This window comes from Anaerobacillus sp. ABR4_321 (assembly GCF_056158505.1).
In genome coordinates, this window is the sequence record NZ_JBSWTK010000001.1 from 3458717 (window position 1) to 3485562 (window position 26846).

The 26846-nt window shown below is 42.0% G+C and carries 28 protein-coding genes and 1 riboswitch; of the genes, 14 read left to right on the top strand and 14 right to left on the bottom strand.

All coding sequences use genetic code 11. The features are described 5' to 3' along the window. Positions 1 to 50: 50 nt before the first annotated feature. The 5 genes from ACXADT_RS18155 to ACXADT_RS18175 all read left to right on the top strand — a co-directional run bounded on the left by ACXADT_RS18155 (position 51) and on the right by ACXADT_RS18175 (position 5401). Positions 51 to 1076 (top strand): TRAP transporter substrate-binding protein, encoded by a 1026-nt coding sequence (locus tag ACXADT_RS18155; RefSeq protein WP_474832238.1) that lies wholly within the window; start codon positions 51 to 53, stop codon positions 1074 to 1076. A gap of 67 nt (positions 1077 to 1143) precedes the next feature. Continuing rightward, complete coding sequence (locus ACXADT_RS18160) at positions 1144 to 1641, top strand: TRAP transporter small permease (RefSeq protein ID WP_474834585.1); 498 nt, start codon at positions 1144 to 1146, stop codon at positions 1639 to 1641. Next, positions 1638 to 2909 (top strand): TRAP transporter large permease, encoded by a 1272-nt coding sequence (locus ACXADT_RS18165; protein WP_474832239.1) that lies wholly within the window; start codon positions 1638 to 1640, stop codon positions 2907 to 2909. Before ACXADT_RS18160 ends, ACXADT_RS18165 begins: the two co-directional genes overlap by 4 nt. Before the next feature lie 16 nt (positions 2910 to 2925). Continuing rightward, positions 2926 to 4110, top strand: a complete 1185-nt coding sequence (locus ACXADT_RS18170; protein ID WP_474832240.1) for an amidohydrolase — start codon at positions 2926 to 2928, stop codon at positions 4108 to 4110. Further along, positions 4103 to 5401, top strand: coding sequence for an allantoate amidohydrolase (locus tag ACXADT_RS18175; RefSeq protein WP_474832241.1), 1299 nt, complete (start codon positions 4103 to 4105; stop codon positions 5399 to 5401). The genes ACXADT_RS18170 and ACXADT_RS18175 overlap by 8 nt, the downstream gene beginning before the upstream one ends. A 99-nt stretch (positions 5402 to 5500) precedes the next feature. Here the strand turns inward: ACXADT_RS18175 and wrbA are convergent, their stop codons facing one another. Genes wrbA through ACXADT_RS18190 form a run of 3 tightly spaced genes read right to left on the bottom strand, consistent with a single transcriptional unit; the run spans position 5501 to position 7487 of the window. Further along, entirely contained in the window at positions 5501 to 6166 is a 666-nt protein-coding gene (gene wrbA / locus ACXADT_RS18180; protein ID WP_474812880.1) for an NAD(P)H:quinone oxidoreductase, read from the bottom strand. A 60-nt stretch (positions 6167 to 6226) separates the two neighbouring features. Then, complete coding sequence (locus tag ACXADT_RS18185) at positions 6227 to 7081, bottom strand: VOC family protein (protein ID WP_474832242.1); 855 nt, start codon at positions 7079 to 7081, stop codon at positions 6227 to 6229. After that, on the bottom strand, positions 7071 to 7487 hold the full coding sequence (locus tag ACXADT_RS18190; protein ID WP_474832243.1) for a DoxX family protein: 417 nt from the start codon (positions 7485 to 7487) through the stop codon (positions 7071 to 7073). Before ACXADT_RS18190 ends, ACXADT_RS18185 begins: the two co-directional genes overlap by 11 nt. A gap of 145 nt (positions 7488 to 7632) precedes the next feature. Here ACXADT_RS18190 and ACXADT_RS18195 point away from each other — a divergent pair, with 145 nt between their 5' ends. Continuing rightward, positions 7633 to 7947, top strand: coding sequence for a winged helix-turn-helix transcriptional regulator (locus tag ACXADT_RS18195; protein ID WP_270181273.1), 315 nt, complete (start codon positions 7633 to 7635; stop codon positions 7945 to 7947). A 52-nt stretch (positions 7948 to 7999) separates the two neighbouring features. Here ACXADT_RS18195 and ACXADT_RS18200 read toward each other — a convergent pair whose 3' ends face one another. Continuing rightward, the gene (locus ACXADT_RS18200) at positions 8000 to 9328 is read right to left on the bottom strand and encodes a TrkH family potassium uptake protein (protein ID WP_474832244.1); all 1329 of its coding nucleotides are present in this window, start codon (positions 9326 to 9328) and stop codon (positions 8000 to 8002) included. 89 nt (positions 9329 to 9417) lie between these two features. After that, positions 9418 to 9567, bottom strand: a riboswitch (cyclic di-AMP (ydaO/yuaA leader). A 267-nt stretch (positions 9568 to 9834) separates the two neighbouring features. On the opposite strand from ACXADT_RS18200, the gene pdxR reads away from it, so the two are divergent. The 3 genes from pdxR (at position 9835) to ACXADT_RS18215 (ending at position 14143) form a co-directional block, all read left to right on the top strand. Next, positions 9835 to 11250, top strand: coding sequence for a MocR-like pyridoxine biosynthesis transcription factor PdxR (pdxR, locus tag ACXADT_RS18205; RefSeq protein ID WP_474832245.1), 1416 nt, complete (start codon positions 9835 to 9837; stop codon positions 11248 to 11250). Between the two features lie 101 nt (positions 11251 to 11351). Continuing rightward, positions 11352 to 12911: an AbgT family transporter gene (locus tag ACXADT_RS18210; protein WP_474812889.1), complete on the top strand. Its 1560-nt coding sequence runs from the start codon at positions 11352 to 11354 to the stop codon at positions 12909 to 12911. Positions 12912 to 12928: 17 nt separating this feature from the next. Continuing rightward, complete coding sequence (locus tag ACXADT_RS18215) at positions 12929 to 14143, top strand: M20 metallopeptidase family protein (RefSeq protein ID WP_270181269.1); 1215 nt, start codon at positions 12929 to 12931, stop codon at positions 14141 to 14143. 366 nt (positions 14144 to 14509) lie between these two features. Here ACXADT_RS18215 and ACXADT_RS18220 read toward each other — a convergent pair whose 3' ends face one another. From ACXADT_RS18220 to eutH, 5 genes are all read right to left on the bottom strand, one after another. Then, positions 14510 to 14716: a hypothetical protein gene (locus ACXADT_RS18220; RefSeq protein WP_270181268.1), complete on the bottom strand. Its 207-nt coding sequence runs from the start codon at positions 14714 to 14716 to the stop codon at positions 14510 to 14512. Between the two features lie 230 nt (positions 14717 to 14946). Beyond that, positions 14947 to 15294: a hypothetical protein gene (locus ACXADT_RS18225; protein WP_474832246.1), complete on the bottom strand. Its 348-nt coding sequence runs from the start codon at positions 15292 to 15294 to the stop codon at positions 14947 to 14949. Between the two features lie 417 nt (positions 15295 to 15711). Next, positions 15712 to 16122, bottom strand: coding sequence for a hypothetical protein (locus ACXADT_RS18230; RefSeq protein ID WP_474832247.1), 411 nt, complete (start codon positions 16120 to 16122; stop codon positions 15712 to 15714). Positions 16123 to 16382: 260 nt separating this feature from the next. Further along, entirely contained in the window at positions 16383 to 17252 is an 870-nt protein-coding gene (locus tag ACXADT_RS18235) for a DMT family transporter (RefSeq protein ID WP_474832248.1), read from the bottom strand. 273 nt (positions 17253 to 17525) lie between these two features. Next, complete coding sequence (gene eutH, locus ACXADT_RS18240) at positions 17526 to 18602, bottom strand: ethanolamine utilization protein EutH (RefSeq protein WP_474832249.1); 1077 nt, start codon at positions 18600 to 18602, stop codon at positions 17526 to 17528. 182 nt (positions 18603 to 18784) lie between these two features. Between eutH and ACXADT_RS18245 the strand changes: the two genes are divergently transcribed. Next, positions 18785 to 19420, top strand: coding sequence for a spore coat protein (locus ACXADT_RS18245; protein ID WP_474812904.1), 636 nt, complete (start codon positions 18785 to 18787; stop codon positions 19418 to 19420). Between the two features lie 108 nt (positions 19421 to 19528). On the opposite strand, the gene ACXADT_RS18250 is transcribed toward ACXADT_RS18245, so the two are convergent. Continuing rightward, positions 19529 to 19801, bottom strand: a complete 273-nt coding sequence (locus ACXADT_RS18250; RefSeq protein WP_474812905.1) for a DUF3986 family protein — start codon at positions 19799 to 19801, stop codon at positions 19529 to 19531. 28 nt (positions 19802 to 19829) lie between these two features. Then, on the bottom strand, positions 19830 to 20597 hold the full coding sequence (locus ACXADT_RS18255) for an SMI1/KNR4 family protein (RefSeq protein ID WP_474812907.1): 768 nt from the start codon (positions 20595 to 20597) through the stop codon (positions 19830 to 19832). Between the two features lie 110 nt (positions 20598 to 20707). Here ACXADT_RS18255 and ACXADT_RS18260 point away from each other — a divergent pair, with 110 nt between their 5' ends. Then, the gene (locus tag ACXADT_RS18260; RefSeq protein ID WP_474832250.1) at positions 20708 to 21319 is read left to right on the top strand and encodes a hypothetical protein; all 612 of its coding nucleotides are present in this window, start codon (positions 20708 to 20710) and stop codon (positions 21317 to 21319) included. Here the strand turns inward: ACXADT_RS18260 and ACXADT_RS18265 are convergent. The 3 genes from ACXADT_RS18265 to ACXADT_RS18275 form a co-directional block, all read right to left on the bottom strand. Then, positions 21273 to 22082 (bottom strand): alpha/beta fold hydrolase, encoded by an 810-nt coding sequence (locus tag ACXADT_RS18265; protein ID WP_270181259.1) that lies wholly within the window; start codon positions 22080 to 22082, stop codon positions 21273 to 21275. The two genes, ACXADT_RS18260 and ACXADT_RS18265, sit on opposite strands and share 47 nt — an antisense overlap. Before the next feature lie 205 nt (positions 22083 to 22287). After that, positions 22288 to 22476: a hypothetical protein gene (locus ACXADT_RS18270; protein WP_474832251.1), complete on the bottom strand. Its 189-nt coding sequence runs from the start codon at positions 22474 to 22476 to the stop codon at positions 22288 to 22290. A gap of 35 nt (positions 22477 to 22511) precedes the next feature. Then, the gene (locus tag ACXADT_RS18275) at positions 22512 to 23033 is read right to left on the bottom strand and encodes a DUF6886 family protein (RefSeq protein WP_474812911.1); all 522 of its coding nucleotides are present in this window, start codon (positions 23031 to 23033) and stop codon (positions 22512 to 22514) included. 114 nt (positions 23034 to 23147) lie between these two features. Between ACXADT_RS18275 and ACXADT_RS18280 the strand changes: the two genes are divergently transcribed. Genes ACXADT_RS18280 through ACXADT_RS18290 form a run of 3 tightly spaced genes read left to right on the top strand, consistent with a single transcriptional unit; the run spans position 23148 to position 26825 of the window. Next, positions 23148 to 24602 (top strand): spore germination protein, encoded by a 1455-nt coding sequence (locus ACXADT_RS18280; RefSeq protein ID WP_474832252.1) that lies wholly within the window; start codon positions 23148 to 23150, stop codon positions 24600 to 24602. Continuing rightward, positions 24595 to 25686, top strand: a complete 1092-nt coding sequence (locus tag ACXADT_RS18285; RefSeq protein ID WP_474832253.1) for a GerAB/ArcD/ProY family transporter — start codon at positions 24595 to 24597, stop codon at positions 25684 to 25686. The genes ACXADT_RS18280 and ACXADT_RS18285 overlap by 8 nt, the downstream gene beginning before the upstream one ends. Continuing rightward, complete coding sequence (locus tag ACXADT_RS18290; protein WP_474832254.1) at positions 25683 to 26825, top strand: Ger(x)C family spore germination protein; 1143 nt, start codon at positions 25683 to 25685, stop codon at positions 26823 to 26825. Before ACXADT_RS18285 ends, ACXADT_RS18290 begins: the two co-directional genes overlap by 4 nt. The last annotated feature ends 21 nt before the right edge of the window (positions 26826 to 26846 follow it).

Here is a 26846-nt window from a genome sequence, read left to right on the forward strand (position 1 = left end):
CAATGGTTTTAAATATTCAAAAAACATTATAAAAATAAGGAGTGCGTGAGATGAAACGATTACTTGTTTTACTATTAACTCTAACTGTTTTCCTCGGTGCATGTGGAAGCGGCAGCGATTCTGCTTCTGATTCAGGAGACGGAAGTTTTGAAGAAAGAACGTGGAAAGTCGGCTTTAACACGGTTGAAGGCTCTGTCCGCGATGTCGCTGCTAAGAAGTTTAAAGAAGTTGTAGAAGAAGAAACAGACGGCGCAGTCACAGTTGAAATCTACCCTAACGAAGAGCTAGGCAGCGCGCAAGAAATGATCGAATCGGTACAAGTCGGTGCACTAGACATGCAGATCGCTGGTGCCAACATGATGGCGAACACGATTCCTGAATACGCGACGCTATCGCTTCCTTTCTTAGTTAAAAACTTCGATGAAGCACATGCAGTACTTGAAAGTGAAACTGGCGATAAATTGAAAGAACTCGGTTCTGAGCAAGGATTGAAAGTATTGTCTGATGTTGAACTAGGCTTTGCTCAAATCACGAACAACGACCACCCGATCAATACTCCAGAAGATCTAGAAGGCTTAAAGATGCGTTCACCGAACGACGTAACGTTGATCGAGACATTCAAGACACTAGGAAGCTCTGTTTCAACGATGCCGTTTACTGAAGTTTATCTTGCCCTATCCCAAGGAGTAGTCGATGGTCAGTTCAACCCGCTCGATGCGATTTATGAAACCAAGTTCCATGAAGTACAAGATCACCTTGCGATCCTGAACTTCACTTACTACTATTCATACTTCATCATGAACCAGGGCACGTTTGACGGCCTTGAGCCCGAGCTTCAAGAAATCGTACAAAAAGCATCGAATGCAGCACGTGATGCATCTTATGAGTTCACAGCAAGCAAAGATAAAGAAATGTTAGATAAAATGCAAGATTCTTTCGTGGAAATCACTGAACCTGACGTAGAACCATTCCAAAAAGCAGTAGAGCCTGTTTACGGAAAAATGGAAGAAAGAATGTCACCTGAAATCATGAACGAGGTTCAAACATTCCTAGAAGAATACCGCTCTGAACAATAACACATCATTCAGCGAGCAGGTCTTCTGCTCGCTGAATTTTCATTATAGGAGAAAGTTGGTGAACGAAATGCTAGAAAAAATCACATCGAGGTTTGTGAAGGTTACTGAAATCATCGCAAGTATCCTTATGGTTTTGCTTACGCTCGTCGTGTTTGCAGAAGTCCTATCAAGATATGTTTTCGACTATCCTATTTCATCTTCTACTGAGTTGACGCAAATCTTCTTCCCTTGGATGATCTTCCTCGGAACGATCGCCGTTACGAAGAATGAAGATCATTTGAAAATTACCGTTTTACAAGAGAAATTCGGCCGAGGCGTTCAGTGGGTGCTACAGATATTCGCAAAAGTCATCATGCTCCTGTTCTCGGTTTATATGGTTTATGCAAGTTACTTACTAGCAGATGCTATTCGCATGCAGCCTCTACCGATGCTGCAGATCTCAAAGTCGTGGCTATACGTCTCTGTAACCGTATCGTTTGCTTTAGTTGCAATCCTTTTAATTCTTCAAATCAGTTTACTTATTCGAAATAAAAGTACGTGGATGGAAGGAGGAGAAACCCAATGATTGCCATTATGATTATCAGCTTTTTCGTTATGCTATTACTCGGAGTCCCAATTGCGTTCTCCATGGGAATATCGGCCGTTCTTTTCTTTATCGTCGACGGTATTCCGATGGAACTCGCAGCACAGCGTTTCTTTTCAAACACGCAATCATTCGCATTCCTTGCGATTCCATTCTTTATTTTCGCCGGAAACTTAATGATCCATGGTAATATCGCTCAACGAATCATCAAAGTCGCAGATTCGATGGTTCGCCAACTGCCAGGTGGTCTTGGCTGCGTATCCGTCATCACGAGTATGGGTATGGCAGGCGTTTCTGGTTCTTCTGTCGCAGACGCCGCTTCAACAGGTAGTGTGTTGATCCCTTCTATGAAAAAGAAAGGATACTCTTCTTCCTTCTCAGCTGCGATCAACGCATCGAGCTCTGTAGTTGGAATCATCATCCCACCGAGTAGCACGATGATCATCATCGCATGGCTAGCAAACCTTTCTGTTGCAGAAATGTTCCTAGCAGGTGTGATCCCAGGAATTTTAATCGGGTTAACGTATCTCATCACGACAGTCATCATTTCGGTCAAACGTGGATATCCGCGTGAATCGATGCCTTCTTTTAAGGAGTTTTTCGTAAGTCTTTTCAAAGCTTTCTGGGCACTCGTCCTTCCTATCTTCTTGATCGGAGCCATCGTATTCGGAATCGCAACCGTTACAGAAGCAGCAGCCCTAGCGGCGATCTACGCGTTCCTTATCGGGAAATTCGTCTATCGCTCGCTATCATTTAAAGGGGTTTATGAATCATTAAAAGAAACCGTATACGGTACAACGGTCGTGATGCTCATGATCTGTACGTCGATGATCTTCACGTATGCGCTGATCTCAGAAGGCATTCCAAACTTGATTTCAAACTGGATTTTAGGTCTTGGCCTTTCTGATGGACTCGTGATCTTACTGTTGATCGTCATCATGCTTGGTGCTGGAATGGTGATGGAACTTGTTCCAAACTTGTTTATCTTTATTCCGGTATTTTTCCCGATCGCAACTGGTGTCGGAATGGACCCTACCCACTTCTCAATCGTGATGCTTTGTTCATTCGCATTGGGACTATTCACACCACCAGTAGGCTCTACCCTATTCATCTCGTGCCACATCGCTCGAGTTAAAATTGAAAATACAATTAAAGATATATTTCCATTCTTCATCACTGGAATTATCGCAATCCTACTGATCGCATACATTCCAAGTTTGACGCTATGGATTCCAAGTCTATTTGATTAAAGAAAGGACGCTGTTCATGTACGGAAAAATGATCGAACAACTAGAAACAGAATACCCACAAATGGTCGAATGGCGCCGTCACTTCCATGAAAATCCAGAGCTTTCGTTTCAAGAAGTCGAAACACCGAAGAAAATTGCAGGCTTTTTACGAGACATCGGTATCGAAGAAATCGAAGAAGGTGTAGGTGGACGAGGAATCGTCGCGAAGATTCACGGAGGTCTTCCCGGTAAAACAATCGCACTTCGAGCAGATTTCGATGCTCTCCCCATTCAGGATGCTAAAGACGTACCGTATAAATCAAAAGTGGATGGTGTTTCTCATGCCTGCGGACACGACGCTCACACCTCCACGCTGCTTCATACAGCAAAAGTTCTTCACGATAATCGCGAACACCTTAATGGAACGATCGTTCTGATCCATCAGTTCGCTGAAGAACAAACACCCGGCGGTGCAAAGCCTATGATAGAAGCAGGATGCCTCGAAGGTGTCGATGAAGTGTACGGAACTCACTTATGGTCGATGTTCCCAGTAGGATCTGTGTTCACGAAAAGCGGTCCATTGATGGCATCGTCCGATCGATTCACGATTGAAATCGACGGAAAAGGCGGGCATGGTGCTCTTCCTCACGAAACGATCGATCCGATCGTCTGTGGATCTGCCGTTGTTCAAAATCTACAGCAGGTTATTAGTCGAAACGTTAATCCACTAGAGTCAGCGGTGCTTTCACTAGGCGCATTTGAGTCAGGTGGCCCCTTTAACGTCATCCCGTCTCACGCGAGTATTTTAGGAACGGTTCGTACGTTTTCACGAGACATTCAGGTTTCCGTGAAAAAGCGGATGGCTGAAATCGTCGAACATACAGGAAAAGCATACGGCGCTACGTGTTCTTTGAACTATGAAGAAGGCTATCCAGCCCTATTCAACCATGAGAAAGAAACGACGTATGTAAAGCGCGCTGCTGAAGACTTATTTGGAGCTGAACACTCACTGGAGATGGATCCTATGATGGGTGGAGAAGATTTCGCTTATTATTTGTTGGATAAACCAGGTGCGTTCTTCTTTACTGGAGCAGGTCATAAAGAAGCTTACCCCCACCACCATCCGAACTTCGATATAGAAGAAAAAGCGATGCTACAAGCGAGTAAGATGTTCATCAAATTGATCGAAGTTAGTCATGAGGAGGGTGTTTCAGATGGATAACCGAGTCAGACGATGGAAGGAGGAATATAAGCCTCTTCCTCGTCACACCCACTTACCTATGAATCATTTCATCACCTATTTCGATGCCGTCAATAGTATTGGAGCAACGGAAGCCGGCGGCAATAGCCGCTTCCCCTATACTTCTGAATACAGAGAAGCGATCGAATGGGTTAAGAAATGGATGAGGGAAATCGGAATGTCCGTTCAAGAGGACGCGATCGGCAATGTTTATGGAAAAATTAAAGGCATCCATACACATAAAAGCCTCATGCTAGGCTCTCACATCGATACCGTTCCGAACGGCGGCATGTTCGATGGCCTGTTGGGCGTGCTATCCGCTTTAACAGCAGTTGAATCGTTCATCGAACGAAACGGAATGCCAAAGTGGTCGATCGAAGTCGCTGTTTTCGCCGACGAAGAAGGATCACGCTTCAACCATGGCTTGTTAGGAAGCCGTGCGATGATCGGTGAAATCGACGAAGAAGCGCTCCACACATACCGTGATGATGAAGGTACGACGCTCAGTGAAGCGATGACAGCGGACGGTTTGAATCCTGATGGATTAAAAAGCGCTGAACGAGACATGGACGAGTTTATCGGCTACCTCGAGCTCCACATCGAACAAGGTCTCGTGTTAGAAACAAACAAGCAGCAGATCGGTGTTGTAGAAGGAATCGCGGGTCCTGCCAGAGAAACGTTTACGTTTATCGGAAGCGCAGATCACGCAGGAAATACGCCGATGAACATGAGGCAAGATGCCCTGATCGGCGCAAGTGAACTCATCACGTCGATCGAACAGCTTCCTGCCAAATACAGCGATACCGCCGTTGCAACAGTTGGAAAGATCACCAACTCTCCAAATGGAACGAACGTCATCTCAGGGAAAACAACGGTAACGGTTGATATTCGAGACATTGACCGAGACGCAAGGGAAAACCTGATCGATGCGATTAAAGAGCGTGCATCTTCTATCGCAAAAACACGAGGACTTCTACTTGAAACGTCAAACAGCATTCGCGTTGAACCTGTTCATATGAACGATGAGATGACGAATATGATTGAAGAATCAACGAACGAATTAAACTTAACGTATCGTAGAATGCCAAGCGGCGCTGGACATGATGCCATGCTTGTCGGCAAAAAAATTCCTACAGGTATGATTTTTGTTCCGAGTAAGAACGGGAAAAGTCATACCCCTGAAGAATGGACATCGTTAACAGAATGCTTAGACGGCATTCTTGTGATGGAACGAACGATTGGGAAGATTTTATCAGGTTATAAAGAAAGCTAAAGCTCCACAACCATGCGAGCCCATCACTATTGTGGTGGGCTCGCATTTATTTATGATCATCGCTATTCGCTTATCGATCGACCTAACAATATTCCGTAATTAACGATTTCCGTTCTTAACCCACTCCGCTACAGATGCTGTACGTTTTGCTTGATGCTTCACAGCGGGTTCGACGTTTTCCTGCATCTTCCCGTCTTGACCAACTGTAACGCTCGTACCATAAGGATTCCCTCCAGCAGCGAAGATCGAGTCGTCTGTATATCCTGGACTCGCTACGATCGCTCCCCAGTGGAACATGGTCGTGTAGAGCGATAGGATCGTTTGCTCCTGACCTCCGTGCGCATTGCTCGCTGAAGACATCGCACTTACAACCTTATTCGCAAGCTTACCATTAAACCACAGTCCGCCCGTTGTATCGAGGAACTGCTTCACTTGACCAGGCAAATTACCAAAACGAGTAGGAATACTAAAGATATACGCATCTGCCCACTCCAAATCATCAAGCGTCACTTCAGGCACATCCTTCGTTTCTTCCAAGTGCGCTTTCCACGCATCGTTCGATTCGATCGCTTCCTTTGGAGCTAGTTCCGGAACTTTAAGTACCTTTACTTCAGCACCGGTATCCTTCAAGCCCTCCTCTGCCCACTTAGCCATTTTATAATTTGTACCTGTAGAACTGTAATAAATAATTGCGACTTTAACGTTTTCCATTTTATTTTGCTCCTTTTCAGGTGATTTCCCAAAGATTTTTTCTAAAAAGCCCATTCTTGCACCTTACCTTCCCAATGTGAACTGCTACTATTATTTACTCGAAAACTTTTTTTATCAGACGAACGCTACTTTTAAATCAATCCGATTTCCAGAAGGATCTTCTGTTCTTACAATCGCACCTTCTTCAACAACCTCTGCTCCGACCTTTCTTAAGTTAAAAACGGTTTCTTGAAGCTTTTCGTTACTTGGATAAATCAGTTCGAACGATTGCAACCCAACACTTTTTTCTGAAGGCTTTGAGCCGCCAAGGCTATTCCACGTATTGAGACCGATATGATGATGGTAGCCTTCTGTTGATAGAAAAAGCGCTTGATTTCCAAAGCGATTGACGACTACGAACCCTAGACCTTCAGTGTAAAATGTTTCAACCTCTCTTAGTTCACTAACTTGCAGGTGGATATGCCCCATAACAGTGTTCTTTGGGAGCTCACTCCACGCTTCCCCTCTTCCTTCTTCTAATACCGCCTGCGTATCGAGCGGATCTACGGACATCTTTACCTGTTCACCTTGCCACGTCCAAGTAGAAGAAGGTTTATCGTAGTAAATCTCAATACCATTTCCATCAGGATCATTTAAATAGATCGCTTCACTAACGAGATGATCTGAAGAACCGATCGGGACCCTCTTTTCTGCAAGATGATTGAGAACCCTTCCTAAATCAGCTCGTTTCGGCAATAAGAGCGCAAAGTGAAACAAACCTGTCGTATGCAATTGCTTAGGCTGTGCTTCTTCAGGTTGGTACAACGTAAGTAATGGTGTTACACCATCCGCCGTAAGCTCTACCGCCCCTGAACGATGATTCAAAACTTGAAAACCGATCATTTCTTTATAAAATTGGAGTGATCGGTCAATGTCCATGACGTTCAATGTGACTCCTCCAACATACGTGCTCGGTGCTTTATGAAACATCTGATCGCACTCCTTTATTCGAGAACAGCATGTGATCTAGTGAAAGATCGACCGGTTTTCTCGTAACGAAATAAAAAGATAGGACAAGTAATAAAAGATCTAATTCATAGCCCGCCGTTTCACCGCCTAAAAATCCAGCACTTAACTTCACTGTAAAAATTGCTCCGATCATGATGATTGCGAATAACCCTGCAACAATTCTTGTTCCGAGTCCGAGTATGATTGCAATTCCGCCTATTAATTCGATGAGTGCTACGACATACGCTGCAAACCCCGGTAAGCCGACCGATTGGAAAAATCCAACGGTATTCTCAATTCCTCCTTGAAACTTTGCGAACCCATGAATCATAAATGTTGTGCCTAGTACGATCCTTAGTAAGAGCACGCCAATTTTTTCTGAAACCATTCTCTGCAACTCCCCTTTAATTATTTTTATTAACTAAGTTACTTTATGTAACCAACTATAAACAAGTAACTTTATTACGTCAAGTAAATAATTTATTATTAATTATTATGTGTGGTATACTATTATTGGAAAGGAGGAGTTTAAAGTGAATCAATCAGAGATATGTCCGAGGTTTGAAAAAGCCATTACGATTCTTAGTCAACGATGGACAGGACTGATCATTTATCAACTACTGTCCGGTCCCCAGCGAAACTGCACGATTAAAGAATCGATCGGAATAAGCGGCAGACTCCTTTCAGAACGGTTGAAAGACCTTGAAGAAGAAGGCATCGTTAAACGCCACGTCTATCCAGAAACCCCTGTTAGAATCGAGTATGCGCTAACTGATAAAGGGTATGCCCTTGAACCCTTAATGAAAAACATTGAAGACTGGTCTCAGAACTGGTTAGAAAAAGAATAAAAAAAGCATGGATTCCGCATCCATGCTTTTTTACTTTCAATTTTTTTAAAACTCATCCTGTTAACAAGTCCTCATTCGGATAGCGAATGCGAGATCGATCAGGCTGAGCAAGTGAGAACGCAAGGGTAAGGGGTCCAATTTTTCCGAGAAACATGAGAAAAATAATCACGATCCTCCCGACTTGCGAAAGATCACCCGTTAAGCCCATTGATAAACCGACCGTGCCAAACGCTGAGACTGCTTCAAAAATGATCGTAGTTACATCTGCGTTTTCTGTTTGAACCAATATGAAGATGGACAGATAAACCAAGAGGATACTCATGATCGAGATGGTTAAGGATTTCAGAACAACTTCCTTCCGAATGGTGCGACCATACAACACAGGATCGCTTTTTCTCTTAAGGAACGTGAATGCAGCAAGAATGATCACAACCGCTGTCGTTAGTTTAATCCCTCCGCCAGTAGAAGTACTCCCCGCTCCTACAAACATTAAAACAAACATAAGAAAGGCAGTCCCTGTTCCAATCGCACCAATATCTACCGAGTTAAACCCCGCCGTTCTCGTCGTTACGCCTTGAAAATACGAGCTCCACAGCTTTTCTGACATCGTTAAGTCTCCGAGCGTATTAGGGTTATGGAATTCAAGAAAAAGAAAACCAAACATCGCAACTACATTGATAACGAGCGTCCCTATGAGCATGATCTTCGAGTGAAGCGCGAGAGAACGCAGCCGCTTTGTTCGAACAAGGTCGTCTAATACCGTAAATCCGATCCCTCCCACAATAAAAAGGGCAGAGATAACAATGTTTACGACAGGATCTCCAACATAGCCCATCAAGCTATCAGACCAGATGGAGAACCCCGCATTGTTGAAAGCTGAGATCGAATGAAAGAAGCTCGCGTAAAGGCCATCTTTCACTCCTAATTCTGGTACCCACCTGAATGCGAGAATGATCATGCCGATCGCCTCGACCGTTAAAGAAAAAAGGAAGATTGTCTTTACTAATCGAATGACGCCTCCAGGTGAATTCTGGTTTGTGGCTTGCTGCACAAGAAGCCTCTGCTTCATCCCAATCTTTTTTCCTAACATCATGAACGTGATGACCGCAAACGTCATGATTCCAAGTCCACCGAGTTGAATGAGGGAGGCGATAACAAGTTCTCCAAACAGCGTGAATGCCTGACCGGTGTCTACCACAACGAGTCCCGTCACCGTCATCGCAGAAGTTGAGGTAAACAAAGCATCGATCCAGCCTATTTCTTCCGTTGTTGCGAAAGGAAGCTTCAATAACGCTGCTCCAATTAAAATAAAACAGCCAAACACAAGAATGAGCACCTGTGGAGGTTCTAGCCGTTTAAACCGTTTTGACCGAATCGTCATTTTATTACACTCCAATTTTTTTTAAAAATCGAACACAAAAAGACCACAGGTAACTAAACCTGTGGCCGATTGCTAGATCACAAGTTTCACCGTCCTCTCCCATAACGCTTACGGACTTAGCTGTCGGATTCGGGCCATAGAAGTAGCCCTACCTGTTAAACAGGATTCACCCCTAGCAGTAACTTTACTGCATCAATCATTGGGTCGTCCGCTCCGATTGGATTAAGCGATTTCGAATGAGAAACTTTTAAACTAATATCTTAATGAGACATAGTCTACTCCTCGGTGTCACGTTTGTAAACAATTAAAAAACCCCGTATCGATTCAAATTTTTGCAATATACGACAAAAACTTCGCAATCATATTGCTTTTTGATTAGCTAGGACCTCCTTACTCCTGTTTTCACAGCTTCTCTCGTTCCCCTCAGAGGTTAGTACTACTAAGCTAGTCATCTTCAATCCTTTACAGTAGACTAGTAACAAGACTTGATCATGAGGAGTGATGAAATGAATGAGTTCATGATCCAATTAGACCGAGATCGGTCCATCCCACTCTACTTACAACTATACGATGAAGTTAAAAAACAAATCCTAAAAGGCACGTTGCCTAAAGATAGTAAGATGCCTTCCGTTCGACTCCTTTCATCGAACTTAGCGATCAGTAGAAATACTGTGGAGACAGCTTATGAGCGGCTGCTTTCAGAAGGGTACATTTATAGCAAGGCGAGAAGCGGTTATTTTATTCAAGATCTCGCTACAGATGTGATGAGAGAAATCGATAAAGAAAGTCCCATCCGCAGTAGTGATAAAATTAACGATTCTTCATCCATTACATACGACTTTAGAGGCAATCGAGTCGATACGACGAATTTCCCCCTATCCACTTGGAGGAAGATTACGAACCAAAGCATGAAAGATCAAGTCGATGAACTGTTTCACTTTGGGCATCCGCAGGGAGAAATCGGCTTACGAAAGGAAATTGCGCATTACTTGCAGCAAGCTCGTGGTGTCACATGTTCTGAAGAACAAATCATCATCGGCCCCCATTCGCAGTACCTTCTCAACCTGTTATGCCAGATGATCGGCTTGAATGGGCAAACCATCGCTTTTGAAAATCCCGGCTATTACGCTGCAAGGGAAGTGTTTCGTCTCCTTGGCTACAAAATTGACTCCATTCCTGTCGATAAGAACGGGATCGACCTTAATCACCTACATAAAAGTTCAGCAGTGATGGCATATGTGACCCCTTCCCATCAAATTCCGTTAGGGTACATCATGCCCGTCCAACAAAGGCTAAAATTGATCGAATGGGCCGTAGAGGGAAATCGTTACATCATCGAAGACGATTTAAACAGCGAGTTTCGGTATAGTGGCGACCCTATCCCAGCTCTACAGCATCTTGATCATCATGGAAGAATCATCTATATGGGAACATTCTTCAAATCGCTTTTGCCAAGTATTCGACTCAACTATATGGTTCTGCCGCCTGGTCTTTTAGAAATCTATCAAAAAGAGCTGATCATCTATCAACAAACCACCTCAAGGGTGTTGCAGAAGACCGTTGAGATATTCATGAAAGAAGGCTACTGGATCCGTCACTTACGCAGGATGAGGAAAATTTACAAAAAGAAATTTGAGTGGACAAAAAAATGCATCCAGCGTTATATGGGAGATCATGTCACGATTCTCGGAGATCATGCGGGACATCATGTTGTGATCAAACTAAACGAACCTGACAAGGATATCGATTATCACTCCCTCGCTTCTGATAGCGGAATCGCTCTAGACTCTGTTGAACTGTTCCTTGATAAAACTCATCCCTCCAATTTTCACCACATCTATATGCTTTGCTTCACCGCGTTGAGTGAGGAACAGATCGAAGAAGGAATTGAATCACTTCGAAACGTCTGGTTCCACAACTAATCTGCCCCCTATAAAATTTCTAAATCTGCCCCTTTTAAGAGGGACAGATTTTCTTTATGATAATAAAAATTCAGAAAATTAAAACGGAAGGGGACAACACGATGGCGCTACCTAATCCTTCGCCTGAGAAGGGAAACGTAAGTACAAAAAAGAAAACAGTAACTCAAAAGTTTTTAGATCTGATCGAACGAGGAGGCAATAAGTTTCCAGATGTTCTCACGCTTTTTGCCATCATTACAGCCATCATCCTCATTTCGTCTTGGATCGCTTCGACATTAGGAGTCAGTGCGATCAATCCTGCAACGAATGAACGGCTCGATGCTGTTAATCTCCTGAACGGAGATGGCATTCGGAGAATCATGACAGAAATGGTTAATAACTTCGTCTCCTTCCCACCACTCGGTTTAGTGCTCGTCGTCATGCTAGGTGTCGGTCTAGCAGAATCAACAGGACTCGTATCGAGCTTCATGAGAAGAATCGTCTTTGCCGCACCTCAGAAATTGATACTACCTACGATCGTCTTGATCGCGATTCTTGGAAACGCTGCTGCAGACGCTGCAGTAATCGTACTTCCTCCGATCGCAGCCTTGATTTACTACACTCTCGGTAAGAACCCTATCGTAGGACTCGTCGCTGCATACGCGGCAGTTGCTGGAGGGTTCAGTGCTAACTTGATTATCACCTCCCTCGATGTTCTCTTAGCAGGGTTTACTGAATCAAGTGCTCAGATCATCGATCCATCTTATAAAGCGAATCCAGCGATGAACTTCTACTTCGTCTTTGCATCCACGTTCGTTTTATTACCGATTACGGTTTGGATTACAAACAAAGTTGTTGAACCAAGATTAGGAGCACTACCAGTTTCAACCGTCATGGATGACCAGAAAACAGAACTTTCTCGTGCAGAGAAAAAAGGCCTGCGTTTTGCAACGATCACTGTTGCTGTCTTCTCCATACTCATCGCCCTAACGATTATCCCTGAAAACGGGATCTTAAGGAACCAGGAGACTGGTGCTATCATGGACTCTCCTTTCATGAGTTCACTCGTTGCCATCATGTTCTTATTCTTCTTCCTTCCGGCGTTAGCGTATGGAATCGGAGCGAAGACGATCAAGTCAGATAAAGATGTCGCTAGTCACCTTACAAAAGCGATGTCTGGAATGGGATACTACATCGTCCTTACGTTCATCGCCGCGCAAATGATCACATACTTTGCATGGAGTAACCTTGGAGCCATCCTCTCGATCAAAGGCGCTGAGTGGTTACAAAATATTGGACTAGTCGGGTTACCACTTCTGATTGGCTTTATCTTACTTTCAGCATTAATCAATCTACTCGTCGCAAGTTCATCCGCAAAATGGGCAATCCTCGGGCCTGTATTTGTTCCGATGCTCATGATCTTAGGATTCAGCCCAGAATTTACACAGCTCGCTTACCGCATTGGAGACTCGATCACGAACATGATCACGCCGATGCTTGCATATTTTGCGATCATTTTAACCTTTGCGAAAAAATACGATCCGAAGATGGGTGTTGGAACGTTAATTTCAGCGTTACTGCCTTACTCGCTAGCATTCATGGTCTTCTGGATCCTACTTTTCACCGTGTGGTATCTTCTAGGGCTACCAATTGGCCCAGATGCTTATATAAGACTTAACTAATTGAAAAGGAGTTTTGCATGATGAAAATTAAAGCTGTACTCGAAAACCTTTACGACGAAATGGTGGAAGTAAGGCGTCACCTTCATATGAACCCTGAACTATCCTTTGAAGAAGTTGAAACCCCGAAGTTCATTGCAGAATACCACCGGAATCTTGGACATGAAGTCCGAGAACAGGTTGGTGGACGAGGAGTTGTCGCGATTCTTAATGGCGCAAAGCCCGGTAAAACGGTTGGGTTGAGAGCTGACTTCGACGCCCTTCCGATTCAAGAACAAAACGATGTGGATTATAAATCAAAAGTGGACGGAGTCATGCACGCCTGTGGTCATGATGGTCATACCGCAACCCTTTTAGGAGTAGCGAAAGCATTGAATAGCATCAAGGACGAATTAGAAGGTCGCGTCGTATTTATCCACCAGCATGCGGAAGAAATGCAGCCGGGTGGGGCGATCGCTATGATTGAGGATGGCTGTTTGGAGGGTGTCGACGTAATCTATGGTACGCACCTATGGGCTACTGAAAAACTAGGAGAAATTCTATACAAAGAAGGTCCGTTAACGGCTGCAGCAGACCGCTTCGAATTGGTCATTCAAGGAAAAGGAGGTCATGGCGCTCAGCCGCACCTAACGAAGGATTCCATCGTGATCGCCTCTCAAGTTGTCGTCAACCTCCAACAGCTCGTCTCAAGACGCGTGGATCCACTCGATCAAGCTGTCGTATCGATCGGCTCATTCGATGCAACGAATGCCTTCAATGTTATTGCAGATAAAGTCGTTCTGAAAGGAACGGTACGCACGTTCAAGAAGGAAGTTCAGCAAATGATTAAGGAAGAATTGGAGCGCATCATTAAAGGGACGTGTCTTGCAGCGGATGCTGATTATACGCTCAATTATGTCGACGGATACCCTGCAACGATAAATCACGCGAAAGAAACGCTTCAGCTGGCAAACGTCGCGACTCAAGTCGAAGAAGCGACTACGATCAGAGAATATAAAGAACAGATGGGCGGAGAAGATTTCTCCTATTACTTAGAGCACGTCCCTGGCACGTTCTTCTTTACTGGAGCGATGGTGGAAGACGAAGCGAACGCCTACCCTCACCACCATCCGAAGTTTAACTTTGATGAGAGAGCGATGCTGATCGCGGCGAAAACACTTGCACTTGTGACGCTGGATTTTCTTGAGGGCAATAAAACTTCCACTCGCGAGGAGATCGCTCAAGGGAACAGCTAGGGAATGATTAAAGCGGAATGCGTAGTTAAACGAAAAGAGCTTGGGATTCGGTCCCAAGCTCTTTTCTAACGGTTTCGCTGATATAATCACCGTTTCGCCGATAAATGGCTGACTTTCGCTGATATATTGAAAATTTCGCTGATATCTTCTCCAAATTCGCCGATAAAAGCAAAATTTCGCTGATATAAGCTCATTCCTTCTCAATCAACTTCCATCACACTGAATGTTAAGCAGGAAATCTCCTGATCATCGCTATTAGTCTATAAAAAAACAAAAAAAACATCCTATACTCACCGTTAGTATAAGATCAATAGAAGTCGTTATTCGATTCTTACAAGAGAACCCTCCTCTTCTTCCATCATGACATTAAGAAGAGGCTATCTTTGATTGTAATTCTGCAGAGTGGTTTGCAGGAATATTTCCAAATTCTAGAGATTCAAGAATGGATTCTTCCGAGAAACCTGTAATAACAGACAACGTTCCAATCTTGATTTTTTCTGTTGATTCTCGCTGCAAACGGTCAATTGCAGTTCTAGTCTGATAGAAAATCATGCTATATCTACTAACTAGCATCAATCAGTATGCTCCTTTCTTTCCATTTATGTTTGGAGAAGAGGAGCCATTCTCTTGTCATACACCCTAACACGTTCTTCACGGATTTAATACCTATTTGCTAAAATATGTAGGAAAACCGGTAGAGCAATCGTACTAATCACAATTTACTAAACTAATATTATCCATAAATTCAAAATCGAACTATTTTATACAGGAAATTACCTATGAGCTGTTCTAGCATGTATACATTAAGGTTGAAGTGGCGTTATGATAAATATTCCAAAGATGATTATGATTCCAAGCAATAGTAATGATAGAAATAAGCCAATTGCAGCCAGAAGGTTTTTTTCATTTCTTTTAAATAGTGCAATCCCTATAAGAATAAATGCAATGAGAGTACCAAAAGGTGTTAGATAGATTGTTACCATTGAACCTTTAGGTATGATGTACACCAGAAGGATTATGATTACTGGAACCCCTAACGAAAGATAACTAAGCCACGTATATTGTTTGTTACCTTCTCCACGCCCCCGATACCAAGCAAGAATTACAAGTAACGTTCCAATTATGAAAAGAACAAGAAATAGTTGATTCAAAGGATCCCCCCTTTTCCCTGTTTCTAACTACGTAGAACTAATCTGAGTGAATGAACGGTTCCTGCGCTATTGAGTTAATTTAATTTCTTTTATATAAAAGGATAAATACTCCTACACTACCTAATAAAATGATAGATAACCCTATGCTTATGAATGTGTCACTAAACAAAAACGAACATAACACTGTCCAAATGACCGCGCCTACTGCAAAAGAAACTCTTGGATAATACATTCTTATTTCTACTAAATAAAATATCATTAGAAAAATTGCCATGGTTATCCCTATGTAACCCCATAATTCGATGCTTTTTATGTCATAGATTAAAAAAGATAGAAAAAGTGGATACACCGAGATAACGATTAACTTGCTCATTTTATCTTTTGTCATATCTTCCCCCTAAATCAATGGTTTGTTTTTTACCTGCTTGATGGATCCAGCCCAAGGAAGTAACTTCTAATCTCTTCAGGCAACTCTTCAACTGCAAGCACTTTTAATTGTTCTGTACCTGGGGAAGTCATGACTAAAAATGTTCTGTTTTCATATTCCAATAGAGTAACTTGACTAACTCTGTTCATAGTTGGGCCTAGTTTTTGTAATGAAATAAAATCCTCTTCTTTGAAATTGGCTTCATACCCTTTTAAAACAAGACTTTGTACTGCCTCATAATCCTCTGAGAATGAAATGGTCTCGTACAACTCCACTGAGTTTTTAGGAGACATAAATACAAAATAATAGAAGAATACACCTGCTAACAACAAGTACAACAGATAGAAATGCAAATCTCTCAGTGAAAATGTTTTATCTTTTCTTTTTAGAAATACCGCCATTTACATTCCTCTTCCCTGTAAAATGTGCTTTCCTATCATTAATATTGAATAATCCTAAAATGATACCCTCTTACACTCCCTGACTAAAGCGTTCCAATAATTAGCCATTTATATATTACCATATTTTAGCACATCTAATAGTAGATTGAAGATAAACACTTCCTTTATATTCCTGCTAAACTAACAAAAAAGCAGTTCAAATATGGACTATGCGATACGCTCCATAAACGAACTGCTTCTTCCTCTACTATTTTATAAACCTAGCTCTGCTTTTTACTTAACAATGTGATGGTGACTAATATGATCACGATCCCAACAACTTGAATACCATTAAGCACTTCACCTAAGATCAGCACACCGAACAAGGAAGCTGTCACAGGTTCCACCATGGCGATCACAGCCGCAAGAGACGCCTTCGTTTTCTTCAATCCTTCTAAGTAAGCGAAGAACGAGATCCCCGCTCCGATGATTCCTAGCGTAATAAACCAAACAAGATCATCTGAACGAAGCACAGATACCGTTTCGTCTAGATCGATGATTGTCAGCATCAAGGCGGTAAACGCAGCGAATGCTACTGTTAATACAAACGGCGGATGGCCATGTTCCGTCGCAAACTTAAAACCAAATATGAAAAGCGCATATGAAAGACCAGATAGTAATCCACTTATGATTCCGATTAGATTTAAGCTTCCGAGTCCTACTTCAAAGACATTCGTTAATAGCATAATGCCAATCATTACGACAAAGATCGAAACCACCTTGAATGTTGTCGCACGCTCAAGGTGCAAGAAAAAGGAAATGATAAAAACAAACAGTGGCGCTGTATACATTAGCGTGGACGCAACCGCCACGCCAGACTGCGAAATACTTAGAAAATAGAAGCTAAAGTTTCCTGCTACTCCAATTCCCGCTAAAATCGACCAGAGGAAGGTTTTTCTCTTGTTCACCTCGCCCTTAAGCTTTGGTTTGAATAAAAGCCAAATGGAAAGACACACAAGTCCAACTGCTCCTCGATAAAACGAGATAACAAGAGGATCCCAGTCTTTCTCCATGAGAATTCCTGCAAGACCACCAGAAATTCCCCATAACATCGCTGCTAACACCACGAACCATATACCAAAATAATGCATTTTCTTCTCCTTTAATCGATGTGATTGCTTTCATGTTCAGAAGCAATTCCCACACATACATTGAATAAAACTCGAAATAGGAGATTACTGGTATATTTTTTGTTAAATTCATCAATTTCAGGGGAAGTTTCTCTGAAAATCATTTCGTCATCGTTCTCGCTTTTTTGAAATCATACACACCGAACATCCCACAGACGAAAACACCGATGATCAAGATTCCTGTAAGAATCTAATTTGATCCCCTGCTGCTGTGGCATATTCAAAAATTACAAGCTAGACCTCTTTTCTAGTTACAAAAACAGCTAACACGACGGCACTCATTCCACCGACCAATTTTCCAACGATCATGGCAAAAACGATTTCCTTATTCACTCCTGCTACAAACCCTAAATGGCTTCCCAATACGAACGCCCCACTTACAGCGAATGCGACGTTCATAACTTTTCCTCTTGGGTTCATCTCTTTAAGTAACGATAACATTGGGATATTATGTGCCAAGCTTGCGATCATCGCGGCAGTTGATACGTCGTTTATCCCCATCGATTTCCCTATTTTATTCAGTGGTTTTTTTAAGATGAATGAGATAAATGTGACTAGCGGAAATGCACCCGCAAGAAAGACAGCGATCTTGGCCACAATTTCAATAGCTTCAATCAGTGGTGTCATATTCGGAATCATAACGAAACCCGTAAACGTTTCAACACTGATCGCAGCTAGCCCGATGATCGCTACTACCTGTATGCCTTTCGCAAACACAGCGAATCCAGCGATCATCTTATTCGTATATTTAAATAATCCGATTGAAATAAGAACAGACAAAATGATCGTAGGTATCAAGTTCGCTACAATAACGAGAAGATCCAAACCTGCAACGATTCCACCTACTAAGCAGCCAATAGGAACAGTGATTAAGCCTACTAATATCCCTTTAGCGAAATACGGATGATCTTCTTTTGTAATAATGCTTAATGCTACGGGAATCGTAAATGCTAACGTCGGCCCCATCATCGTTCCTAAAAATACCCATGCAAAAAGTTCAGCATCCTTGCTTTCTGCCATCTCTGTTGCTAGCGAGTACCCTCCCATATCAAGAGCTAACAAGGTATTCGCAAATGAAGCAGGGTCTGCTCCAACCAACCCATAAATGGGAGCTACAATTGGGGTCAAGATACTTGCTAGAACAGGAGCCAATGAAATGATTCCCACCATCGCAAGGGTTAACGACCCCATCGTCATAAATCCCTCTGTAAACTTTTCACCAAACCCCCATCGATTTCCCATTACTTTATCGATCGCACCTATACATAAAAAGCCGATAACGATATAGACAATGATGTCATTGATTCCCAACCTTCTATCCCCCATCTTCAATCACTTAGATCACTATTCTTCTATGCAGTGACAACTGCCATTTATGGTAACACGGAAAGTTCGGTTTGGTGTGAGTGATCGCGTAATTTTTAATCACGCCATACATATGACGGGTTCCTTTAGAGATAATACAACAGATGAATAACATAGGAGGGAAGAAGATGAATCATCAACAAAATCAAATGAATATGCCAAACGTCCAACAACCTCCGCCAGACACAGGGGAAACAGCACATACTAATCATGGCGGTCACGAGTTGTACGACGCCCATGAAATCATATCAAGCATGATCAATTTGCTCGATCAGTATCAGATGTATGACCAGCATATACAAGATCCTGAATTAAAAGGAATTCTACATCATCAAACGAACTTCATCACGACTATGTACAATTCAATCGTCCAAAGTTTTCAAACCGGACAAGATCCAGTGAACCCTACAGGAAACTATACGATGCAACAGTCGAATGAGGTTGTGTATGGGATCAAGCCTAGCCCACCTAAGAAACCAAATCAGTCAGTCCGTGACTTATCTGATCAAGGATTGTCAGCTTATATGTTAGGTCACACGAAGTCGTTAGCGTCCTTATTTACAATGACTGCACTTGAAATGACGAACCCCGTATTACGTCGAGTTGTCAGTGACAGTGTGCCGAACCTGATCGAATTAAGCTATGAAATCTTTCTTTATCAGAACAAGCATAGCTACTACCAAGTTCCACAACTTTCAGGCCAGGATATGAACCTCATGCTGCAAAGCTATACTCCTGTCTCTGATCAGGGAACGCTTCAATAATGACGAAAGCTGAACGGATAAAATCGTTCAGCTTTTTATATCCAAATACATTCGTTTAACGTTGTTCCATCAAAATGGCAGTGCTCGACCATTGAAAGTACTAACCGCTTAAACAATACCGTTATCAATAAGAAAACACTTAAACAAACGAGCCCCATGTTCATATGAGAGGTCGTTGTCTGAGATTGAAAAGATGTGCAACCCGTGACCTTTAACAGATACCCAATTCCCCACCTTACTCACAGATCGATACAGCTTTGGATCATACTCCTCTACAAAGACATCCCATACAGCTTCTTTCTCCCTTTTATAAGCGATCACTTCATAATCATAGCCGTCTTCGTAATAGCCTATATGAAGGTGCTGGCTAGCGTCATACATGATCCGACCTCCTTCTCTTTGAACCGTCTTATCTTAAAAACGGATGCTCCTCTTTTAACTCCTCTATCATCCTTCGAATCTCTTCATTATCATCGTTTGTTAGATTGCTCACAGCTTTGTTTATATGATTAAATGAAGCTTCAGGTAACTCATGGATATATTCATCCATACTCGTTTCAAGCACACTGACCACCGCTTCTCTCACGAGTAAACTCGAATGCTTGCTGAGCTGCGAAAGTTTCGTCACAACCCAATCGAGATCACCTGCATGCTGCATATAAAAGAGGACCTCTTGAATAAGAGATTCGTCCTTACTTGAGAAGATCACCTCAGCTTCTTCTCTTGTCCACGAAAGTTCCTCATCACCTTCGGGAAAACCGACACTCAGCTTCGTCAGAAATTCATCAAAACTAGAAGCCACCTTTATCACTTCATTGCTTTCTCCTTCGATGTAGATGATCGCAGGCGACTCAGTGGAATAATCAAAGGCAAACCAATCGTTCCCCTCTCCACTGAAAAGGATGATGTTGTCTTTAAGTCCCCACTCTTTAATGAGGTCTGGACTATCGAGTAAACCAGGACGACCGATACCATAGATATGGTCTATTGCTAGATAGGTTTCATCAGCAATTTTCACTGCATTTTGCTTGATGTATCCACCATTCTGCTTCAGCACGAGCTCCTTATAACTCTCTGGCAATGTACGGTTTATTTTCTTCTCATACCTATTTATTGTACGTTCAGTCATAGGTTTTACTTTATACATGCTTCCTCTTTGGTCATCCCATACTTCCAAAAACGTTCCTCCTCGTTGAAAAAGCTTACTCTATTAGTATACCTCCCTTCCATATGATGGCAATATACTATGGTAGAATAGTAGAAGTCGATTGCAAGGGAGGAATAGGATTGAAACGTTTTTTACTACTATGTCTTTCAATTCTGGTAGTAGCCTCGTGTCAAGCGAACGATAGCGGTAAAACAAAATTTGAAAGTTATGACGGACCACCGTTAACCATCGCTGTTGTTGGAACGGAACCAACGATAAAAGAAGAGCGGTCGATCACATTCGTTCCGATGGATTTCGAAGGTTTAAAGGAGATCGACCCATTCGATTTTGACGCGGTATTCATTATGAAAAAGCACTTACAAAAGGCTGCGGAAAGGGAATATGCCGAACTATACAAAACAACGGACCTTCCTTTCTTTTTCATAGGATCAGAAAAAATACCCTACGCTTTCTGGAATGCGGATTCAACTTACGAAAGTGCTCCAAGTCTAAGTAATTCAGAATATGCGGTAGGTTATTATGCTCAAGAAGATGGTCATCTCCATTGGGGTTACGGTCTCTATAATCAGGAAATGTCTCAAGAAAACATACTAGACGTCTATAATAGAATGTTCACCACAATCTCAGAATTACAACGTAAAAGAGACTCGTCATCGACGAGTCTCTCTCCTACTATTCAAACGCTTAAAGCGCAGATGAAACGGGCTCATGCTTCGAACGATGCTTGTTAAAAAATTCTAACGAAGCAGCATTGAACTCTTTTGGCTTTTCAACGTTACATACATGGCCACATTCTTCTAATACCAAATGACGGGCGAGTTTGTCGCTCTTCGTGTCTTCTAGCAATGGTTCTACAAAAAGGTGGTCTTCTTCTCCAGAAATGTATAGCTTCGGGACGTTCTTTCCTTTCTTTTGCACATCCGCATACGTTTCTTTCACGGTAAACGCTAAATTATACCACGCTAAAAAATCTTGACGATTCATTTTAACAGCTTCTCTAATGAACACTTTTCTTGCTGTTGCATGATTTGCTTTTGGCATCATGATGTAAGCAAACAGCTTGTACAACCACATATAAGGCACAAACCGTTTCACCGCAGTGCCAGCCAATAAGAGAAAAGTTGCGAGTGGGGTGAACCGTGTAATAGCCCCTCCAAGTACTGCACTTTTCACTTTCTCTGGCGCACGTTGTAGCATGTGATGAGCAACTACAGATCCTAGTGAAATTCCTACCACGTGAGCCTTATCTATTTTAAGTTCATCTAGAGTATGCAAAAGTTTATCGACAACTAAGTCACTGGTAAATGGTTTATCATAAGTTGAAGTCCCAGGTGATTTTCCATGTCCAGGTAAATTGATCGCTAATACATGAAACTGTTTTTTAAACGTTGCGATCTGTTTACTAAAGATACCATAGTTACCTCCAAGACCGTGTAGCAAAACGATCGTTTCATTATTTTTGTCGTTACATTTGTAGTATTTATAATCAAGCATGGTGATACAATCCTCTCTATAAAAAAGGGGTGTTGTGTCCTTCTTCTAAAGAACAAGTATAACCTTAAAAGGGTAAAGAAATAAATAACCAAACGCGACAAATGTGCTCTTTTTGTCGGATTTTGCGAGGTTCGTCACACTTTTTTAAAAAAATTTACCTTTATAAGGGAAAAAAACCTCTTACTTGCAGTTAGAAGACTTCTCTTTAATCGTACGAGTAATCGCCATCTTGACGTAAGCAATTAAAGCTCACTAGCCTCGTCCACACCCTTACGAGCGACACCTTTCCTTCATCATAGGGCTCGTCACCAGTTTTCTTTTCCACGACATCGCTTTGTTTCCACAATAAGGGCATGTTAGCATGGTCCATCTCCTTTGCCGAGATTTTACTCATACTCTACCCTTAACGCAAACAAACCTAACGCAGCCTTACCCCCTCGGCAATGCGTTTCTCATCCTGCACATCGACCAATGAAACGTCGTTTGTTGAATCGCATCATGCATCTCCCATAAGTCATGTGTGATCCGAAGTTCAACGCCGTACGAAAACAGTTCTTGAAACAAATCATCGATCTTGTGTTTAGCAATCGGTATTTGCGCTTCCTCACTTATGTAGTACCCAGCGTTCTCATCGAAACTTTGAAAAGACGTCGGGGCAAATTCATACAAAACTAACGTCGTGTTCATCATGGCTTCTAGCCACTTTTGTTCGATGACGACCACATGATGATGCTGCTGTGGTGAAAGGTAAAGCTGTTTATCGTTGTCGGTCGTCTCCCTTCCAACGTGATAACAAACCCTCGGGCAATCTCGCGGTGTTAAGAAATTCGGTAAGCACCTCTCTTCAACCGCCCACACGAGCCCTTTTGTTTGATCAAGATCCTTACGTGTTGGAATTCTTGGTTCAAACACTTCTATGTCACTTTCTTCGCTAACATGAAATAACCTCACTGAAGATCTCTCCCTCATTAATTCTTTCTACAAATAAAAACGCGAAGCTACATTGGATAGAATACCTTAGTCTGTGAATACTAACAGATAGCTTATGTTCGGAGTGATTCTGACATGAAAATAAGACGACATTCAAACAAACAACAAGATTCTTCAAAAGAAAGCAAAAGCATTAAAGAACGAATCATGGACGATTTTCATCATAGCAGTGATCTCCACTGCAAGTCTTTTGAAGTGCCAGAGATCGAGATCACAATTTTGTTTATCGCAGATATCACCAATCGAAAAACGATTCAAAAACTGATCATAGCGCCACTTCTGTTTCTAGCACAAGAAAATGAACCCATTACCCCATTTTCGATCACTGGCAAATTACCAGTAGAATCGATGGAAGTTGTAAAGAACTACGATAAGATCAACACCTACTTGATGGATGGCTTTACGATCATCATAGCAAAAGGAGAAACAGAAGTCGTCTATGCGATTGAAACGTGTAATTTCGTAAAACGTAAAACGAATGAACCCGTTAATGAACCAACGATCAGTGGACCACGTGATGGGTTTGTTGAATCGATTCAAGATAACAAATCACTGATTCGGATGCACCTTCATTCGAATGATTTAGTTTTTGAACGGTTTGCTGTAGGGACGGAAGTCAAAACGTATGTTGAATTAGCTTATATAAAAGGGAAAGCCTCGGAAGAGTTAATAACAGAAGCTAGAGAGCGAATTCAATCCGTTGAGGCAGAATACTTAGGAGACGCTGGATTGCTCGAGCAAGCGATTGGGAAAAGCAAGTTCTCAGCATTCCCAGAATTAACGAATACGCAGTTCCCTCTTAAAGTAACAAACGCTTTGATGGAAGGGAAAATTACCATTTTGACAGATGGTTCGCCTACAGCACTCATTGCACCTACCACACTAAACATGCTGCTTCAAACCCCTGATGACTATTATTTCAAATGGATTCCGGCTTCTCTTACACGAATCCTTACTTATTTTGCTGCAATCATCTCGTTCGTCTTGCCTGCTGTTTATATTTCGCTCATTTCCTTTCATCACGGTCTCATTCCAACGGACCTCGCCATCTCTTTATCAAAAACAAGAGAGGGCGTGCCGTTTCCATCGGTAATTGAAGCGTTTTTGATGGAACTTACAATCGAAATTTTACGAGAAGCTGGTATACGCCTTCCGAAGCCAATCGGCTCGACGGTGAGTATCGTCGGAGCGATCGTTATTGGTGAAACGGCTGTGAGTGCAGGAATCGTAAGCCCCATGATGGTGATGGTAATTTCATTTACAGCGATCTGTTCATTCACTGTACCGAATTATCAGCTGAGCCTTGCACTACGTTCGATTCGGTTTTTCCTGTTGTTTTTTGCTGCGATACTCGGCATCTATGGAATCCTAATCGCGCTATTTATTCTTTCAACACATCTGGTTTCACTCAGAAGCTTTAACGTTCCATACATGGAACCTTTTGCACCAATTCGATTCAGACAACTCAAAGACTCAGTAATTCGTTTGTTTTTCAGACTAGGTAAAAAGGATGGGAAGCTACATGAATGACAAACAACTGTCCAACTTCCCCATCATTGTGTTCATCATCTCGACGATCATCGGTGTCGGAATTGTAACGTTACCACGTGAAGCTGCTAATGTTATCGATCAACCGAATATGTGGGTCAGTGTTGTACTAGGTGCTGCGATTGCTTTTCTGAATGGGCTGTTGATTTTTTCTGTCATCAAGCGCTACCCTGAACAGACGATCTATGATATTGGACCAAACGTCGTAGGTAGACTTCTCGGGAGTGTATTCAACATCATATTCGTTTTGTACGCGATCTGCATTTCTGCTTTTATTATGAGAATGATGGCTGAAATCGTAAATTATTATCTGCTTGACTTAACACCTAGATTGGTCGTCATTTCCGTTCTAATCGTCGCATGTGTCTACCTTGTTCAAACTGGAATCACAAATATTATGGCTTTTTTGCAACTTTATTTTCCTATCATTTTGCTGATGTTCCTGTTATTGACCATCCTTAGTGTCCGGAACATTGAAGTTACAAACTTACGTCCAGTTTTCGTAAATGACATTGTTCCTCTCATCATAGGTGCAAAAACGACATTCTTCTCTTTTGTTGGATATGAACTGATCATGGTTCTATCGAATCGGAAGTCAATATCGGGGTGGAAATCGATGTCGATTATCATGTTAATAAGCCTTGGTACTGTATGTACGATCTACGTTCTCTTTTTTATTTTGAATATTGGGATTCTGAGCCTCGAGGAACTGAAGGTGACCACGTTTCCAACCATCGAGATGGCAAAGTCGATCGAATTTCAAGGGTTCTTTTTTGAACGCTTCGAGCTATTGTTTCTGTTCGGATGGATCATCACCATCTTCACGACTGTCGTTGCCTATTACTACGCTGCTTTATTAGGTTTATGTAAAACGTTACGTTGCAATAAGAATATTTACCTAAACATCCTGATCGGTTCTATTATCATTGTTCTGTCTATATTCCCAGACGGAATAACCGAACTGTTTTCGTATGGAACATACATCAACTATTTGTCTTATGCGTCACTAATTGGTATTCCTTTCATCCTCTTACTCATTTCATCCATTAGGAGGTCTTTACGATGATAAGAAAGATGGTGTTTACCATTGCTTGTTTACTCTTTCTTTCAGCCTGCTGGGATAGTAATGAAATTGAAGATGTTGGCTTGATCATTGGAGTTGGACTTGATTTTGGGGAGGATGAAAAATTTTCAATGACACACCAGTATGTCGTGCCGAATAACATCCAAGGATCCCAAGGCAGTCAGGCATCCGGAAAACCATTTCAAAACCTGACCCTTGAAGGAGAATCGTTTTTTGAAATCATAAGAGAAAATTCTCTTGAAACCGATCGTCCACCAAACTTTACACATTTAAAATCACTTGTTCTTTCAGAGAAACTTATTGAAGAAGAATCTGTTCGGAAACTGATCAGCTTCTTTTTACGAGATCATGAATTCCGAAGAACAGTCGCCGTATTTGTTACGAAAGAAAAAGTGGAAGATATCATGAGCGTTGAGCCTACAAAGGAAATTTTCCCTGCGGTCCAAATTAAGGAACTTACACAAAATAATGATAAAAGTTTGGAGATTTTAGAGAACACCAAGTTCAGCGAACTTTCAAGTTATATTTCAGAAGATGTGAGCTTTGTTATCCCTGAAATTGAAATCAACCAAAACCGTATTCGATTATCAGGAGCAGCTGTCATTTCAGATCAAGATTTCAAACTTGCAGGTTGGCTAAACCGTGAGCAAGTGGAGGGTCTCAAGTGGCTTACCGACACCGTAAAAGGCGGTTTAGTGTCCTTAACTGACCAAAAAGAAAAGAATTCAGAAGACCATGTTGTTCTCGAAATTATTAAATCTGGTACAGAGATCCATCCTAAGGTAGAAGACGGTAAGCTAAAGATAGGAGTTATGGTTAAGACGACTGTCCGTCTAGGAGAAGATTGGAACATTGAAAGAGATGTGTTTAAGCAAGGTTGGGATGATAAGATAACAAAGGATGCGGAGAACCACATTGAAAGGTCCATACAAAAAGTCATTGAACCAGCTCAAAACGAATATGAGTTAGATTTTCTTGGTTTATCTAAATGGGTAAAGATCAAAGAACCTGCCTTCTACAAGTCTCATAAAAAGAACTGGAACGAGACGTTTAGAGATGTCCCCATTTCTGTAGACGTTAAGGTTGATGTCGATGGATATGGAACGCAGGATCTACAATAAGCTCCTCTTAACATCATGAGA